Origin of the sequence: Pseudomonas sp. SWRI18, assembly GCF_014268345.1 — a bacterium.
Lineage (GTDB): Bacteria > Pseudomonadota > Gammaproteobacteria > Pseudomonadales > Pseudomonadaceae > Aquipseudomonas > Aquipseudomonas cedrina.
The window spans coordinates 90,610-105,226 of record NZ_JACCQQ010000007.1; the positions used below are offsets into that span (position 1 = coordinate 90,610).

A 14,617-nucleotide genomic window follows, 5' to 3' on the forward strand; every position below is an offset into this window, starting at 1 on the left:
TTGGATATTTCAGGTAGGGCCGATACCGTCTACGTTTTCCCCTGGTAGATATCAGGGGTATCTCATGCACAATCCACACGCTCAGCACGAACAGCAAGAGCGCTCCAGCGGGTCGGCGCGTGAAGACGAAGTGACGACTAACGATCTGTTCAGCACACATTTCTCAGGTTTGTCTGCCATTCAAGCTCAGTACCTGGCCCGTTCGGTGTTCGGCATTGACGGCCAGGCGTCGATACTGACAAGTGAGCGTGATCAGAACTTTAAAATCTCGACCGACCAGGGGCGTGATTTTGTGTTGAAGGCGACCCACCCATCAGAAGATCCTGGCGTGACCGACTTCCAGACCCAGGCTCAATTACACATCATGAACAAGGGGCCAGAGGTTCCGGTGCCAAGGTTGAGGCCGACGCTTGACGGTGAGTATGTACATCGCCGCAATATTCCCGGGTCCGAACAGAGCCAAGCCATCAGAGTCATCGATTTCATACAAGGCTCGCCACTCTACAAGGTGCAGCGCAGCGCCAGGCTACTTGAATCACTAGGTGTGGCAATGGCACATCTGGATATTGCGCTGAAAGGTTTTAATCATCCCCAGATGAATCACAAACTGTTGTGGGACATCCAGCACCTGAAAGAGTTGAGCGCACTGACGAGTTACATCGACGACGACGAAAAACGTGAGCGAGTTCTCGAAGGCTTGAAGCGTTATGGGATCGAAACTGAACCCGCACTCAAGCTTTTGCCAAAGCAAGTCATTCATAACGACATGAATCCGTACAACATCATGGTTGATGGTGAGAGTGGGACCAGGCTCACCGCGATCCTGGACCTTGGTGATATGGTTTCGGCCCCAAGAGTGCAGGACCTGGCAGTGCTCTGTGCCTATCAGCTGGCAGAGGGGGATAACGTGCTGAGTCATGCCGTGGAGTGCATAAAGGCTTACCACGCTGTCAGCCCACTCACGCAATCGGAACTCCATCTGCTCCCCAACTTGATCGAAGCCCGCTTGCTGGCCACGGTGCTGATCACCGAGTGGCGAGCCAGGGACCATCCTGAAAACAGCGAATACATACTCCGCAACAATCCGTCCGCATGGGCTGGGCTGCGGCGCCTTGAGGCATTTGGGCCGGGTCAGGCACAGATCTATATCTTAGAAAAAATCCAGGAAGCGGGGATGGTCGTATGAAAAAAGATGCCAACATGCTCAATTCGTTTGACGCCGCGCGCTTGGGGCACTTGCCTTTACAACAAGCCGACATGATCAAACGGCGCAACAAGGTGCTTGGTCCGGCTTACCGTCTGTTTTATGAGGAGCCACTCCATATTATCCGAGGAGAAGGCGTTCACTTGTTTGATCAGGACGGACGACCCTATCTTGATGCCTATAACAACGTAGCGTCTATTGGCCACAGCCGCCCGGAAGTGGTTGAAGCCATTACCCGCCAGGCTTCAATGCTGAATACCCATACCCGGTACCTCCACGATCTGGTTATTGATTATGCAGAGCGGTTGGTCGGTACGTTTCCGGCTGAGCTGTCACAGGTCATGTTTACCTGCACCGGCAGCGAGGCAAACGACCTGGCATTGCGCACCGCCAAGCACTTTACAGGCGGCACCGGCGTCATCGTGACTCAACTCGCGTATCACGGTGTGACGGCTTCTGTTGCAGAGATTTCCCCTTCGCTTGGCGGCGGCGTTCCACTGGGTCAGCATGTGCGGGCGGTGGAAGCGCCGGATACGTATCTCTTCAGCGGCGAAGATATAGGCGCACGCTTTGCGAAAGCTGTTGGAGAGGCCATTGCTGATCTCAAGCGACACGGCATCAAACCCGCTGCGTTAATCGTCGATTCCATTTTTTCCAGCGACGGCGTGTTTTGCGACCCGGAGGGCTTTCTGAAGGAAGCTGTGGATTTGATACGCGCCGAAGGAGGCCTCTATATTGCCGATGAGGTGCAATCCGGCTTTGCGCGAACCGGGTCGGCCATGTGGGGCTTTCAGCGGCATGGACTCATCCCCGATATCGTGACGATCGGCAAGCCCATGGGCAATGGTCATCCCATCGCGGGCCTGGTTGCCAGGCCCGAGGTGCTTCAAGCGTTTGGAGATCAAGCCCGCTACTTCAATACGTTTGGCGGCAACCCCGTTTCCTGCGCCGCCGCGATGGCGACACTTCAAGTGATCCAGAACGATAGGCTGCAGGACAACGCGGCGCGCATTGGTGCGCTTATTCATGCTGGCTTTCGGGAGCTTGCCGAAAAATTCGAGCTGATTGGCGATGTCAGAGGCGATGGACTATTTATTGGCGTGGAGCTTGTAGTCGATCGCAAGACCAAGGCTCCCGCCAAAGGGGTGGCCGACCAGATCGTGAACGGTATGCGCCAGCGTGGCGTATTGATCAGCGCAACCGGCCCACGGGGAAATGTGCTGAAGATTCGCCCAATGCTTACGTTCAATGAGGCTCACGCGCAACAGCTGTTGATGGCCGCATCGGGTGCGCTGGAGAATCTTTGAATCAGTAGAGGCTACGACTCATGGCCGTCGATAAAGAATGCACGCCGGCCTCGATCCTTTCCAGCGGTACTGCGCCGAAACCAAGGACGAAGCACCTGTTTTCCAGGCTGGGGATATTTTTTACAAAACAGGGCGTTCCAAGGAAAATCCCTTCGCGTTTGGATTCATTAATCATGCTCTGATAATTCACCAGTGAAGAACACTCGGCAAAAATATGAAGGCCCGCCCGCGCGCTGGAAAGGCTCACCATGTCACCCAGCGACTTTTCAAGAGAGGATCTCAATAGATCTTGCCGGGATGAATACTCGGTACGCATTCTGCGAATATGCTGGGCAAAATGCCCCTCATGAATGAAGTCAGCCAGCGCTGCCTGGAGGTGCAAAGCCCCGGGTCTGAAAAGCTTCGTGCTGGCCTTGGCAAAGGCTTCTGAAAGGTGATTCGGTACCACCAGAAAGCCCATGCGTATCCCTGCGAACATCGCCTTGCTGAAGGTGCCGATGTAGATAACGCGTCCATCAGTGTCCAAACCCTGGAGCGAAGGCAGCGGGGCGCCGTCGTATCTGAACTCGCTGTCGTAGTCGTCTTCCAGGACCCATAGATTTTGTGCTCGGGCGCTTTGAAGCAACTCCAGGCGCCTGGACAACGGCATCACCACGCCCGTCGGATATTGATGCGACGGGCTCACGACGACGATCTTTGTCCGTGGCGGGACGTCACTGTTCGCGAGGTCCAAACCCTGTTCGTTAACCTCACCCCCTGCCACGTTCAGCCCGGAAGCTGAAAAGACGGTAGGAAAGGCCCAGTGGCAAGGATTCTCGACGATCGCAGTATCGCCTGCATCTGCAAGCAATCTCGCACAGAGGTCAACGGCCTGGTGTGTACCGGTCGTGATAATGATCTGGCCAGGATCACAATTGACGGATCGTGAGATTTTCAGATAGCCCGCTATCGCCTCCCGAAGTTGGCGTAATCCGCCATGGTCCGCATAGCCAGAGAGCGCCAGATTGCCTTTCGAAAGATATCTGGCAACGAGCCGCTTCCAGATATGAAACGGGAAGGCTTGCGAATCGGCAACCCCAGGCACAAATGCTCCAGTGGTATTTCCCATACCCCCCGGCAATGAGGTCAATTGAGAACCGCGCCTGGAAAGCTGCATGGAGTGCTGCGTATGTACGTTTCCGGGCGCAGCACTCAGTGGCTGCTTCAGGGTAGGGGCCACGTATGTCCCGTTTCCGGCACGGGTAACCAGATAGTTCTCCGCGATCAGTCGGTCGTAAGCCAGGGATACGGTGATCCGAGAGACCTCAAGGTCAGCGGCCAATGCGCGGGATGAGGGAAGCTTCTGCCCCGAGATCAACGTGTGATCCAGCACTGCAAACCGAATAGTGTCATACATCTGCTTTTGCATCGGAATCGATGACTGCTTATCAAGGTTTTTTAAAAGCAAGTCAGTCAAGAGGACAGCGCGCATTGGAGTGGCTCTATCAAAATGTTCGGTATGGCTATACACCCTATTGCCAGTGAGCGTCATATTCAATCGGGTTTCCCCCAAAGAACCTGTCGATGGACACCGCTACTGTCCTGCACAGAACCAGGCCGTCAATGTGCCAATTGGTAGCACGTAGCGCGATTTTCCTGCGACCGCTCTCCTGCGTAAGAACCAAGGATTGCATTTGAATCAGCCAGTTAACCTGTCATGAGCATTATTGGCACGCACCGTGCTTTATTGTATTCGTGGATAATTGGATACAAAAATACAAAGAGGCTGACCCTATGCAATTTGCCCCCGCTTACGTTGACCGCCAGCCTCTCACTGCGGAAGAGGAGGCCTACAACTTCCTCCTCGATGCCATCTGCGGCGGCCGTTTCCGCAAGGGCGATCGCCTGATTGCCGAGGATATCGCCGGCGAAATCGGCATGAGCCGCATGCCGGTGCGCGAGGCATTCCGCCGCCTGGATGCCCAAGGCCTGGTAACGCTGCGGCCCAATCGCGGTGCCATCGTCAGCGGTCTGGATCTCGATGATCTGTACGAGGTGTTCGAGATGCGTAGCGCGCTTGAAGGCTTGGCGGTGCGCGTCGCGGTCAGCCGCATCGGTGAGCGCCAGTTGGCGGCGCTGGAGCGGTTGCTGGACGAGATGGATGACTACCGCGACGAGAGCGCCGCGTGGGTCCGTCGCCACCGCGCCTTTCACGAATATCTGTGCGGGCTAAGCGGCCGGCCACGCTTGATGAAGCAAATTTCAGCGTTGTATTCGCTGGTGGAAGCCCCCATGCGTTTGTGGCTGCAGCACAGCGAAAAACCCCTCAGCGCGCGCGAGGAACACGCGGTGATCCTCGACGCAATTCGCGCCGGGGACGCCGCCCGCGCCGAAGCCGTGGTGCGCGAACACATCGAAAGCACCGTGCCGCTACTGATTCGATTTCTGCAACTGGAAAAATAAGAGAGGCGGGGCCTAACCCGTCCGTGTTTTGACTTTAGTCCTGCCCCCGTTATTCAACGAAGTGGAGTGTCTGGTCATGCATAAACAACACCGCGCCTTGCTGGTGGCTGTAACCCTGGGTTTCTGTACACAATGGGCGTTTGCCGCGCCCCAGGTGCCGGAGCGCCTGCAAAAGGTCGATAAACTCACCTACTGCTCGGGAATGGATTCGCCGCCCCTGGTGTCCTTCGACGAATCCCAGAAACCGCGTGGGCTCACCGTCGACCTGGGCCTGGAAATCGCCAAGCGCCTGGGCAATAAAACCGTGCAATGGCGGGTCATTCCGTTTTCCGGCCTGGTGCCGGCGCTGCTCGCCCAGCAGTGCGACATGATCGTCGACCAGCTGTTCGACAAGCCCGAGCGCCGCCAAGTGATCGACATCGTCAACTACATGTACTCCAGTCAGGCGGTGGTGGTACCCAAGGGCAACCCCAAGGGCATCAAGACCCTGGATGACCTGTCCACGCACAAGGTCGCCGTGCTCAACGGCTCCACCATCAAGACCCTGCTCGACACCCAGAACGAGAGCCTCGCCAAGGCCGGCAAGCCCCCGATGAAACTGGTGGTGTACAACACCGACACCGATGCCTTCCAGGCCCTGCGCATCAGCCAGGTCGACGCCTATGGCACCACCGTGGAAACCGCTGGCTACTACGCCGCGATGGCCCCGGAGCTGTTCCAGGAAGGCGTGCCCGCGTTCAGCCGCATCCTCACCGGCCTGGGCATGCGCAAGGACGACCCGCAACTGACCGTTGCCGTGCAGCAGATCATCAGCGACATGCGCAGCGACGGCAGCTATGTGCAATTGCTCAACAAATGGCATGTCAGCAGCGACACACTCGACTGAGGTTCTACAACGATGAATTTCAATTGGGATGTGTTCTGGCAATACCTGCTGCAGCCCAGTGGGGTCTACCTCACCGGGCTGTGGCTGACTTGCCTGATCAGCGTGCTGGCGATGCTGCTCGGCTGTGCGCTGGGCCTGGCGGCGGCGCTGTTGCGCCTGTCGAAGAACCCGCTGCTGCATCTGCCGGTGCGCTTTTACGTGTGGTTGATGCGCGGCACGCCGTTGCTGGTGCAGATCGTGTTTCTGTACACCGCACTGGCAGCGGGCGGGATCTTCCGCTTCGAGGACATCGAGCTGTTCGGGCTGATCATCCCCGGCAACATCCAGGCGGCGATCATCGCCCTGGGTCTGAATGAAGGCGCGTACATGGCCGAAATCATCCGCGCCGGCATCGGCGCGGTGGACAAGGGCCAGTACGAGGCCGGACGTTCCCTGGGCATGGGGTTCGGCAAGTTGATGCGGCGCATTGTGCTGCCCCAGGCGTTCCGGGTGATCGTGCCGCCGCTGGGCAATGAGTTCAATGTGATGCTCAAGAACACCACGCTGGTGAGTGTGATCGGCGTGCAGGAGCTGTTGCTCAGCACGCAGATGGTGACCTCGGCGACGTTTCGCGTATTCGAGTTGTACTTGGTCGTCGCCATTTACTTCCTGACCTTGACCACCCTGTGGGGCTTTTTCCAACGCTGGCTCGAACACCGCTTCGGCCAGTCCGATCGGCCTTCGGCGCCACCTCCGGCCGCCAGCCGCATGTTCGGTCGCAGCACCCTGAAACTGCTGAGGGGACGTTAACCATGGCGCACCAAAGTGAAGAGCTGATCATTGACGCACAGGATATCCAGAAGTCGTTCGGCGAGTTGCAGATCCTCAAGGGCATCTCCCTGCAAGTACGGCGCGGCGAAGTGGTGGTGCTGATCGGCGCCTCCGGCTCCGGCAAGACCACCTTTATCCGCTGCATCAATTTGCTGGAAGACATCCAGGGCGGGCGCATCCGCGTCAACGGCCGCGCCATGGGCTATCGCGAACGCAGCGACGGCAGCCTGGTACGCGATTCGGAGCGCAACATCGCCCGCCAGCGTCGCGACATCGGCATGGTGTTCCAGCGCTTCAACCTGTTCCCGCACATGACCGCGCTGGAGAACATCATCGAAGCGCCGATCCAGGTGCTCGGCGTGCCGCGTGCGGCGGCGCTGGAACAGGCGCGCGGCTTGCTGGCGCGGGTCGGCCTGGCGGACAAGGCCAGCCACTACCCGTCGATGCTCTCCGGCGGCCAGCAGCAACGGGTGGCGATTGCCCGTGCTTTGGCGATGAAGCCCCAGGCCATGCTGTTTGACGAACCCACCAGCGCTCTCGACCCGGAAACCGTCGGCGAGGTCCTGCAGGTGATGAAGGAGCTGGCCGAGGAGGGCATGACCATGGTGGTGGTCACCCATGAAATGGGTTTTGCCCGCGAAGTGGCCGACCGCGTGGTGGTGCTCGATCAGGGCGAGCTGATCGAACAAGGGCCGCCGGAACAGATTTTCAGCCACCCCAGCCATCCACGTACCCGGGCGTTTCTCAGCCGTGTGTTATGACCTTTTTTGAAGAGCCTTTGCCATGTTGAAATTCTCCGCTCACGAGTATCCCTATCCGTCGCAACGCCAAAGCGTTTTCGCCCGTCGCGGCATGGTCGCGGCGTCGCAGCCTCTGGCGGCACAGGCCGGTATCCAGATCATGCAGAAGGGTGGCAATGCCATCGATGCCGCGATTGCCACGGCGGCGGCCCTCACTGTGGTTGAACCCACCGGCTGCGGCCTGGGCGGCGATGCATTTGCCCTGGTGTGGTGCAGGGGCCAGTTGCATGGCCTCAATGGCAATGGACACGCGCCGGCCGCCTTGAGTATCGAAGCGGTCAAGGCGGCGGGGCACACACAGATGCCGCTGTACGGCTGGACCCCGGTTACGGTGCCGGGTTGCCCGTCGGCGTGGGCCGAGTTGTCGAAACGCTTCGGTAAGTTGCCGTTTGCCGATTTGCTGCAACCAGCGATCAGCCTGGCACGCGACGGTTTTCCGCTGTCGCCGGTGGTTGCCCACCAATGGCAGATCTCCTTGAACGAATTCGGCCCGCACCGCGATGACGTGCTGCAAGCTTGGTTCGATACGTTCCTCGTCGACGGGCACGCACCCCAAGCGGGCGAAATTTTCCGCAACCCGGCCCAGGCCCGCACCCTGGAAGAACTCGCCGCCACCGGCTGCGAAAGCCTGTATCGCGGCGCTCTGGCCGAGCGCCTGGATGCGCATTCGCGCGCCAGCGGCGGCTACCTGCGCGCCAGCGACCTCAAGGATTACCGCGCGCAGTGGGTGGAGCCGATCCACATCAATTACCGTGGCGTCGACGTTTGGGAAATCCCGCCGAGCGGCCAGGGCCTGGTGGCGTTGATGGCGCTGAAGATCCTCGAAGGCTTCAACTTCGATCACCGCGACAGCCAGCAGACCTGGCACCGCCAACTGGAGGCGATGAAGCTCGCCTACAGCGACGGCCTGCACTACATCACTGACCCGGCGCACATGCGCGTGGCGGTGGCCGACCTGCTCTGCGATGACTACAGCACCCGCCGCCGTGACCAGATCGGCGAGCAGGCCCAGCCGCCCAAACCCGGCGACCCCCATGCCAGCGGCACGGTGTACCTGGCCACGGCGGATGCCGAAGGCAATATGGTCTCGTTCATCCAGAGCAATTACCACGGCTTCGGCTCCGGCGTGGTGCTGCCCGACAGCGGCATCGCCCTGCAGAATCGCGGGCAGGAATTCAGCCTTGATGAGGCGCATGCCAACTGCCTGGCACCGGGCAAGAAAACCTTCCACACCATCATCCCGGGCTTCCTCAGCAAGGACGGCAAGGCCCTTGGACCGTTTGGCGTGATGGGCGGCTATATGCAGCCCCAGGGCCACGTGCAGATGGTGATGAACCTGGTGGACTTCGGCCTCAACCCCCAGGCGGCATTGGATGCGCCGCGCTGGCAATGGCTGGGCGACATGAAGGTCGGCATCGAACACGGTGCTTCACGCGACATGGTCAATGCGCTGGCGCGGCGCGGGCACAAGGTACAGACCGACAGCGACCTGACCGACTACGGGCGTGGGCAGATCATCCTGCGCGACCCGGTCACCGGCGTGTTGTGCGGCGGCACTGAGCCACGGGCGGATTCGCATATCGCGGCGTGGTAACGGTTGCCTGATTGCCATCCTTTTACCCATCGAGTAAGCGGGAGAGCACTGTGTTCAATAGTGAGTTGGGCGGGCACGTTGCACTGGTCAGCGGTGCCGGAAGTGAAGCCGGGATCGGCATGGCCATCGCTCGCAGGCTGGCGGCATCCGGAGTGAAGTTGATCATTACGGCGAGCAGTCAGCGTATTTCGCAGCGGATAGAAGAGCTGCGCGCTGAAGGGTTCGAAGTGGAAGGCCGGCCAGCTGACCTCACTGATGAATGTCAGGTGCGTGAATTGAGCCTGTGGGCAGAGTCCGTCTGGGGACGGGTGGATATTCTGGTGAACAATGCCGGCATGGCCATGCAAGGAAGCCCTGAGGTGTTCTCGGAATTGGCAACGATGGAACTGCAGGAGTGGAATCTTTCACTGGGCAGAAACGTGACCACAGCCTTTCTTCTGACGCGAGCCGTTCTGCCCGGTATGAGGGCGCGAAATTACGGGCGCATCATCAATATCAGCTCCACCACAGGCACTCGGTGCAGCAACCCGGGCGAGGCGGCTTATAGCGCCGCCAAGGCCGCGATGGTAGGCATGAGCATGGGGCTTGCGCTTGAAGTCGCCAGGCAAGGGGTCACCGTCAACAGCGTCGCGCCGGGCTGGATTACCACAGGGTCAACCTCACCCGTTGAAGCCGAGGCGGGACGCTTCACCCCGATGGGCCGGGCAGGCAGCCCTCGCGAAGTGGCTGCGGCGGTTGCATTTCTGGCGTCGCCTGAATCCAGTTACATCACCGGTGAAGTCATTGTGGTGGATGGCGGGAACTGTTTGATCGAGAACAAAGCCCCTCGGGCCTGAACTTAAAGATGGGGGCGGTGGAGTGTTCCTGTCTGAACGACGACGTTTAACTGATTTTTGTCATTAACACGGGGTGTTGATCATGTCGAAAAGTGGAATTAGTGAATCAGCGATTGCTACGTTTACCGCCTCCGAGCGTGAGCGTTTCATAGAAAGCAACCCAACGTCGATGGCGCTGGCCAAGCGTGCCAGGGCGAATCTGTTCAACGGTGTGCCCATGCACTGGATGAGCGACTGGTCGATGCCTTCGCCGCTGTTCGTGCAGCGCGCCAAAGGTGCACGCTTCACCGATGTTGATGACCATGAATACATTGACTTTTGCCTGGGCGACACCGGCACGATGTTCGGCCATTCACCTGATCCTGTTGCCCGCGCCATCGCCGAGCAGGCGAACAATGGCTTGACCACGATGCTGCCCGGCGAGGACGCGGTGGTGTGCGGCGAGTTGCTGGCTCAGCAATTTGGGCTGCCTTACTGGCAAGTGACCGCGAATGCCACTGACGCCAACCGTTATGTGCTGCGCTGGGCGCGCGCCATCACCCAACGCAATGTCCTGCTGGTGTTCGACGGCTGCTATCACGGCACTGTGGATGACGTGATGGTGCGCTACCGCGACGGCAAGACAGTGCACCGTCCTGGGCTTGTGGGCCAGGCCTACGACTTGAGTCAGTACAGTCGATCCATCCCCTTCAACGATGTCGCCGCACTGGAGGCTGCCTTGGCTCAGGGCGATGTGTGCGCGCTGATGTGCGAGCCGGCGATGACGAACATCGGCATGGTCCTGCCCGATCCTGGGTTCATGCAAAAGTGCCGCGAGCTGACCCGTCAATATGGCAGCCTGCTGGTCATTGATGAGACTCACACGATTTCCACGGGCCTGGGTGGATGCACGCGCCAATGGGCGTTGGAACCCGACTTTTTCGTGGTGGGTAAACCCATCGCAGGGGGCATGCCTTGCGCTGTGTTTGGCGTGACCGAGGAAGTTGCTCAGGCCATGCGCGACGTGCAGATGAGCGCAGAGGGCGGCGGCCATGGGCACAGTGGCATGGGAACGACGCTGTCCGCCAACTCGCTGGCGATGCGCTGCATGCGCGCCAGTCTTGAAGAGGTCATGACCGACGCAGCCTACCAGCACATGCTGTCTGTAGCCTCACGACTGGCGCAGGGATTTCGCGCGTTGTTCAAGCGCCACCAACTGAACTGGTCTGTCACCGAGTTGGGCGCTCGTTGTGAGTTTCAATTCTGTGCCACGTCGCCCAGAACCGGTGCGCAAGCCGAGGCGGCTTTTCATGACAGCCTTCAAATGGCGCTGCACCTCTACCTGATCAATCGCGGCATCCTGATCACGCCTTTTCACAATATGACCCTGTGCTGTCCGCAAACAAGTGAGGCGGATATCGACAGACTGCTCGGCGAGCTGGATAACGCGCTGACCACGCTGCTTGCCCTGCCGGGAGCCCGGGCCACCTCCTAATAAGTGGACGGTGACGCCCCGGTTTTTCTCAAATACTGCCAAGGCGCTTGAATGAGCGCCAAGAGGTTTGACATGCGATTTGCTGATAGAAAAGAGGCCGAGGATTATCTCGCCGCACACCCTGAAGTGCTGAGCATCGAGTTGTTCCTGATCGACGCGAATGGCGTGCCACGGGGAAAACTGTTGCATCGTAACGAGCTGCTGGCGATCTACGAAAACGGTCGGCCACTGCCAAGTTCCATTCTTGCCCTGACCGTGCAGGGTGAAGACGTGGACGAGACTGGCCTGGTCTGGGATGTGGCTGACGCTGATTGCTGGACCTACCCCTTGCCGGGGAGCCTGACCCTGCAACCCTGGCGCACCCAGCCAACCGGTCAAGTGCAGGTGAGCATGCACCCGACCCAGGGGCTTCCCGCCGCGCCCGTCGACCCGCGCCATGTACTGGTGAACACCATCGAGCGGCTCAAAGCCGATGGCTTCCATCCGGTAATGGCCGTGGAGCTGGAGTTTTACCTGCTGGACCAACAGCGCGACGTCAACGGTCGACCGCAGCCGGCGCAGCAAACCAACGGCGTACGTCCGGTGGCTCCGCAGGTGTATGGCGTATACGAACTCGAACAGGTTCAACCGTTTCTTGATGACCTCTACGCAGCGTGCGCGCTGCAGGGGTTACCGGTGCGTACGGCGATCTCCGAGTATGCGCCGGGCCAGCTCGAGTTGACGCTGGAGCATCGTTTCGACGCACTCCAGGCCATCGATGAAGGCGTACGTTACAAACGCCTGGTCAAGGGTGTGGCCAACAAACACGGGCTGCAAGCGTGCTTCATGGCCAAGCCATTCAGCGATCAGGCCGGCAGCGGTCTGCACCTGCACGTCAGCCTGGCCGACGAGGAGGGCAACAACCTGTATGCGAGCGAGGACCCACAGGGCACGCCGCTGTTACGTCACTCCATCGGTGGAATGATGGCAACCTTGTTCGACTCGCTGGCGATCTTTTGCCCCCATGCCAACTCCTATCGCAGGTTTCAGACCGGCAGTTACGCGCCGCTGGCCAAAAGCTGGGGCGTCAACAATCGTACGGTGTCGTTCCGCGTGCCCGGTGGCCCTGCGATCAGCCGGCACATTGAACACCGCATTTGCGGTGCCGATGCCAACCCCTATCTCGCTGCTGCGGCGTTGCTGGCGGGCATTCACCACGGCATCACGCATCAGAGCGATCCCGGTGCGGCGATTGTGGGCAACGGCTATGAACAGGCGACCGATTTTCTACCCACCGACTGGCTGACCGCGTTGCAGGCACTGGAACGCTCTACCTGGGCACGCGAGGCGCTGGGCGCTGAATTCCTCAAGGTGTACCTGGCGATCAAGTGGCGCGAGTTCCGTACCTTCAATGCCGAGGTCGGCGAGCAGGACTGGCGCTGGTACCTCACTCACGCCTGAATGTGGCCCCGTCAGCGTGTCTTGAAACGGACCGCTGAAGGCACCTATTTCCGAGTTATCCAGAGATAAATCATGAACCATGCGCTCAAGTTCTACATCGATGGCCAGTGGGTCGACACCCAGTCGGGCAACACCCTGGAGGTGATCGACCCTTCCACCGAGCAAGCCTTCATCAGCATCGCGGTGGGCAACGCGGCGGACGTGGACAGCGCGGTAAACGCCGCTGCCAAGGCCTTTCCCGCGTTCTCTGTAACCCCCGTCAGCGAACGCCTGGCACTGCTCAAAAACATCCTGCGGGTCTACAACCTGCGCTACGAAGACTTGGTCAAGGCCGTCAGCCAGGAGATGGGTGCGCCGCTGCATTTTGCCCGTGACTCGCAAGTCTGGAGTGGTCGCGCGCACCTGGAGTCGACCATCAGTGCCCTGGAGACATTCCAGTTCAACGAAGTGCACGGCATCACTCAGGTGATACGTGAAGCCATCGGCGTCTGCGCCCTGATCACGCCCTGGAACTGGCCGCTGAACCAGATCGTCTGCAAGGTCGCGCCCGCCATTGCCGCCGGTTGCACCGTGGTGCTCAAACCCAGTGAGATCGCGCCGCTGACCGGCATCATCTTCGCCGAAATCATGCATGAGGCGGGCGTGCCGGCCGGGGTGTTCAACCTGCTTAACGGCACCGGGCCGGATGTGGGCCATTACATGGCCAGCCACCCGAAAGTCGATATGGTCTCGTTCACCGGTTCCACCCGCGCAGGCATTCTTGTCGCCAAGGCAGCGGCCGATACGGTTAAGCGCGTGGCTCAGGAGCTGGGCGGTAAATCGGCCAATATCCTGCTGGAAGACGCAGACTTTGATGTGGCGGTGGCCAAGGGGGTTAAGGGCTGCTTTTCCAACTCCGGGCAATCCTGCAATGCGCCGACCCGCATGCTGGTACCACGCGCGCAGCATGCCCGTGCCCTGCAGATTGCCAAAGTAACCGCCGAGCAGCTGGTTACCGGCAACCCGCAGGAGGCCAGCACGAATCTCGGTCCGGTCATCAGCGACGCACAGTTCGCCAAGATTCAGGGCCTGATCGCCATCGGCATCGAGGAGGGCGCCACCTTGGTGACGGGCGGTCTGGGCCGTCCTGAGGGCCTGGACAAGGGCTATTATGTGCGACCCACCGTGTTCGGCGACGTGACCGCGCAGATGACCATTGCCCGCGAAGAAATCTTCGGCCCCGTGCTGTCGATCATTGCCTATGACAGCGAAGCGCAGGCCATCGAAATGGCCAACGACACCGTCTACGGCCTGGCCGCCTACATACAGTCCGGTAATATCGAGCATGCCCGCGCCGTCGCCAAACAGATGCGTGTCGGCTCGGTGTACCTGAATTACCCGATCTGGGACACGCTCGCACCGTTTGGCGGCTACAAACAATCCGGCAATGGCCGCGAGTATGCGGGATGGGGCATTCACGACTTTCTGGAAATCAAGGGCGTGGTCGGTTGGAGCGACTGACGACTGAACGGGCAACAGTTACGCCCTGAGCTGAACATGGGTCGTAACTGTCGCAGGGGGACACTTTATTTTCGGTAGTCCAAGCTCACCCTCAGGAGACTCACAATGTGCGCTATCGGCAATCAGCAATGTTCTCCATTGGCTGTGGGTAGAGGCCAATATCCTTGCGTAGAGTTACACCTTTTTTCGATCTTGAAATACTCTAAAAACAAGTCCAGAATTGAGTCCTTTCTTACTTCGGAAAGAAAATAAACCCCTTAGATTTCAATGAGTCGGATACCAGATACGAGTCTCGTTTCCCGCTCCAAATATTGCGCTACAGAG

Annotated in this window: 12 protein-coding genes; 11 read left to right on the forward strand and 1 reads right to left on the reverse strand. The window is 59.4% G+C overall.

Annotation, left to right across the window (positions count from 1 at the left end):
• The first annotated feature begins 64 nt into the window (after positions 1-64).
• Together H0Z09_RS10405 and H0Z09_RS10410 are read left to right on the forward strand one after the other, a co-directional pair.
• A complete protein-coding gene (locus tag H0Z09_RS10405; protein ID WP_186690245.1) occupies positions 65-1,186 on the forward strand; it encodes a phosphotransferase in 1,122 nt (373 codons plus the stop codon).
• A 14-nt stretch (positions 1,187-1,200) separates the two neighbouring features.
• Complete coding sequence (locus H0Z09_RS10410) at positions 1,201-2,511, forward strand: aminotransferase class III-fold pyridoxal phosphate-dependent enzyme (protein WP_202888833.1); 1,311 nt, start codon at positions 1,201-1,203, stop codon at positions 2,509-2,511.
• A gap of 1 nt (position 2,512) precedes the next feature.
• On the opposite strand, the gene H0Z09_RS10415 is transcribed toward H0Z09_RS10410, so the two are convergent.
• A complete protein-coding gene (locus H0Z09_RS10415; RefSeq protein WP_186690249.1) occupies positions 2,513-3,982 on the reverse strand; it encodes a PLP-dependent aminotransferase family protein in 1,470 nt (489 codons plus the stop codon).
• Between the two features lie 302 nt (positions 3,983-4,284).
• Here H0Z09_RS10415 and H0Z09_RS10420 point away from each other — a divergent pair, with 302 nt between their 5' ends.
• The 9 genes from H0Z09_RS10420 to H0Z09_RS10460 all read left to right on the forward strand — a co-directional run bounded on the left by H0Z09_RS10420 (position 4,285) and on the right by H0Z09_RS10460 (position 14,293).
• Positions 4,285-4,953 carry a GntR family transcriptional regulator gene (locus tag H0Z09_RS10420; protein WP_186642346.1) on the forward strand — a complete coding sequence of 223 codons (669 nt, stop codon included), beginning with the start codon at positions 4,285-4,287 and terminating at the stop codon, positions 4,951-4,953.
• A gap of 76 nt (positions 4,954-5,029) precedes the next feature.
• Positions 5,030-5,839, forward strand: a complete 810-nt coding sequence (locus H0Z09_RS10425; protein WP_186642347.1) for an ABC transporter substrate-binding protein — start codon at positions 5,030-5,032, stop codon at positions 5,837-5,839.
• Between the two features lie 12 nt (positions 5,840-5,851).
• Positions 5,852-6,628, forward strand: a complete 777-nt coding sequence (locus H0Z09_RS10430) for an amino acid ABC transporter permease (RefSeq protein ID WP_186642348.1) — start codon at positions 5,852-5,854, stop codon at positions 6,626-6,628.
• Positions 6,629-6,630: 2 nt separating this feature from the next.
• Positions 6,631-7,410 (forward strand): amino acid ABC transporter ATP-binding protein, encoded by a 780-nt coding sequence (locus tag H0Z09_RS10435; RefSeq protein WP_186642349.1) that lies wholly within the window; start codon positions 6,631-6,633, stop codon positions 7,408-7,410.
• Positions 7,411-7,432: 22 nt separating this feature from the next.
• Positions 7,433-9,043, forward strand: coding sequence for a gamma-glutamyltransferase family protein (locus H0Z09_RS10440; protein ID WP_186690251.1), 1,611 nt, complete (start codon positions 7,433-7,435; stop codon positions 9,041-9,043).
• Positions 9,044-9,093: 50 nt separating this feature from the next.
• Positions 9,094-9,879, forward strand: a complete 786-nt coding sequence (locus H0Z09_RS10445) for an SDR family oxidoreductase (protein WP_186690252.1) — start codon at positions 9,094-9,096, stop codon at positions 9,877-9,879.
• An 82-nt stretch (positions 9,880-9,961) separates the two neighbouring features.
• Positions 9,962-11,353: an aspartate aminotransferase family protein gene (locus H0Z09_RS10450; RefSeq protein ID WP_186690435.1), complete on the forward strand. Its 1,392-nt coding sequence runs from the start codon at positions 9,962-9,964 to the stop codon at positions 11,351-11,353.
• Positions 11,354-11,425: 72 nt separating this feature from the next.
• Positions 11,426-12,793: a glutamine synthetase family protein gene (locus H0Z09_RS10455; RefSeq protein ID WP_186690254.1), complete on the forward strand. Its 1,368-nt coding sequence runs from the start codon at positions 11,426-11,428 to the stop codon at positions 12,791-12,793.
• A 72-nt stretch (positions 12,794-12,865) separates the two neighbouring features.
• Complete coding sequence (locus tag H0Z09_RS10460; protein ID WP_186690256.1) at positions 12,866-14,293, forward strand: aldehyde dehydrogenase family protein; 1,428 nt, start codon at positions 12,866-12,868, stop codon at positions 14,291-14,293.
• Positions 14,294-14,617: the final 324 nt, after the last annotated feature.

What these genes read in the sequence shown, in the direction of transcription:
- H0Z09_RS10405 (WP_186690245.1), top strand. Translation starts at nt 65, where the DNA reads ATGCACAATCCACACGCTCAGCACGAACAGCAAGAGCGCTCCAGCGGG.
- H0Z09_RS10410 (WP_202888833.1), top strand. Translation starts at nt 1,201, where the DNA reads ATGCTCAATTCGTTTGACGCCGCGCGCTTGGGGCACTTGCCTTTACAA.
- H0Z09_RS10415 (WP_186690249.1), bottom strand. Translation starts at nt 3,982, where the DNA reads ATGCGCGCTGTCCTCTTGACTGACTTGCTTTTAAAAAACCTTGATAAG.
- H0Z09_RS10420 (WP_186642346.1), top strand. Translation starts at nt 4,285, where the DNA reads ATGCAATTTGCCCCCGCTTACGTTGACCGCCAGCCTCTCACTGCGGAA.
- H0Z09_RS10425 (WP_186642347.1), top strand. Translation starts at nt 5,030, where the DNA reads ATGCATAAACAACACCGCGCCTTGCTGGTGGCTGTAACCCTGGGTTTC.
- H0Z09_RS10430 (WP_186642348.1), top strand. Translation starts at nt 5,852, where the DNA reads ATGAATTTCAATTGGGATGTGTTCTGGCAATACCTGCTGCAGCCCAGT.
- H0Z09_RS10435 (WP_186642349.1), top strand. Translation starts at nt 6,631, where the DNA reads ATGGCGCACCAAAGTGAAGAGCTGATCATTGACGCACAGGATATCCAG.
- H0Z09_RS10440 (WP_186690251.1), top strand. Translation starts at nt 7,433, where the DNA reads ATGTTGAAATTCTCCGCTCACGAGTATCCCTATCCGTCGCAACGCCAA.
- H0Z09_RS10450 (WP_186690435.1), top strand. Translation starts at nt 9,962, where the DNA reads ATGTCGAAAAGTGGAATTAGTGAATCAGCGATTGCTACGTTTACCGCC.
- H0Z09_RS10455 (WP_186690254.1), top strand. Translation starts at nt 11,426, where the DNA reads ATGCGATTTGCTGATAGAAAAGAGGCCGAGGATTATCTCGCCGCACAC.
- H0Z09_RS10460 (WP_186690256.1), top strand. Translation starts at nt 12,866, where the DNA reads ATGAACCATGCGCTCAAGTTCTACATCGATGGCCAGTGGGTCGACACC.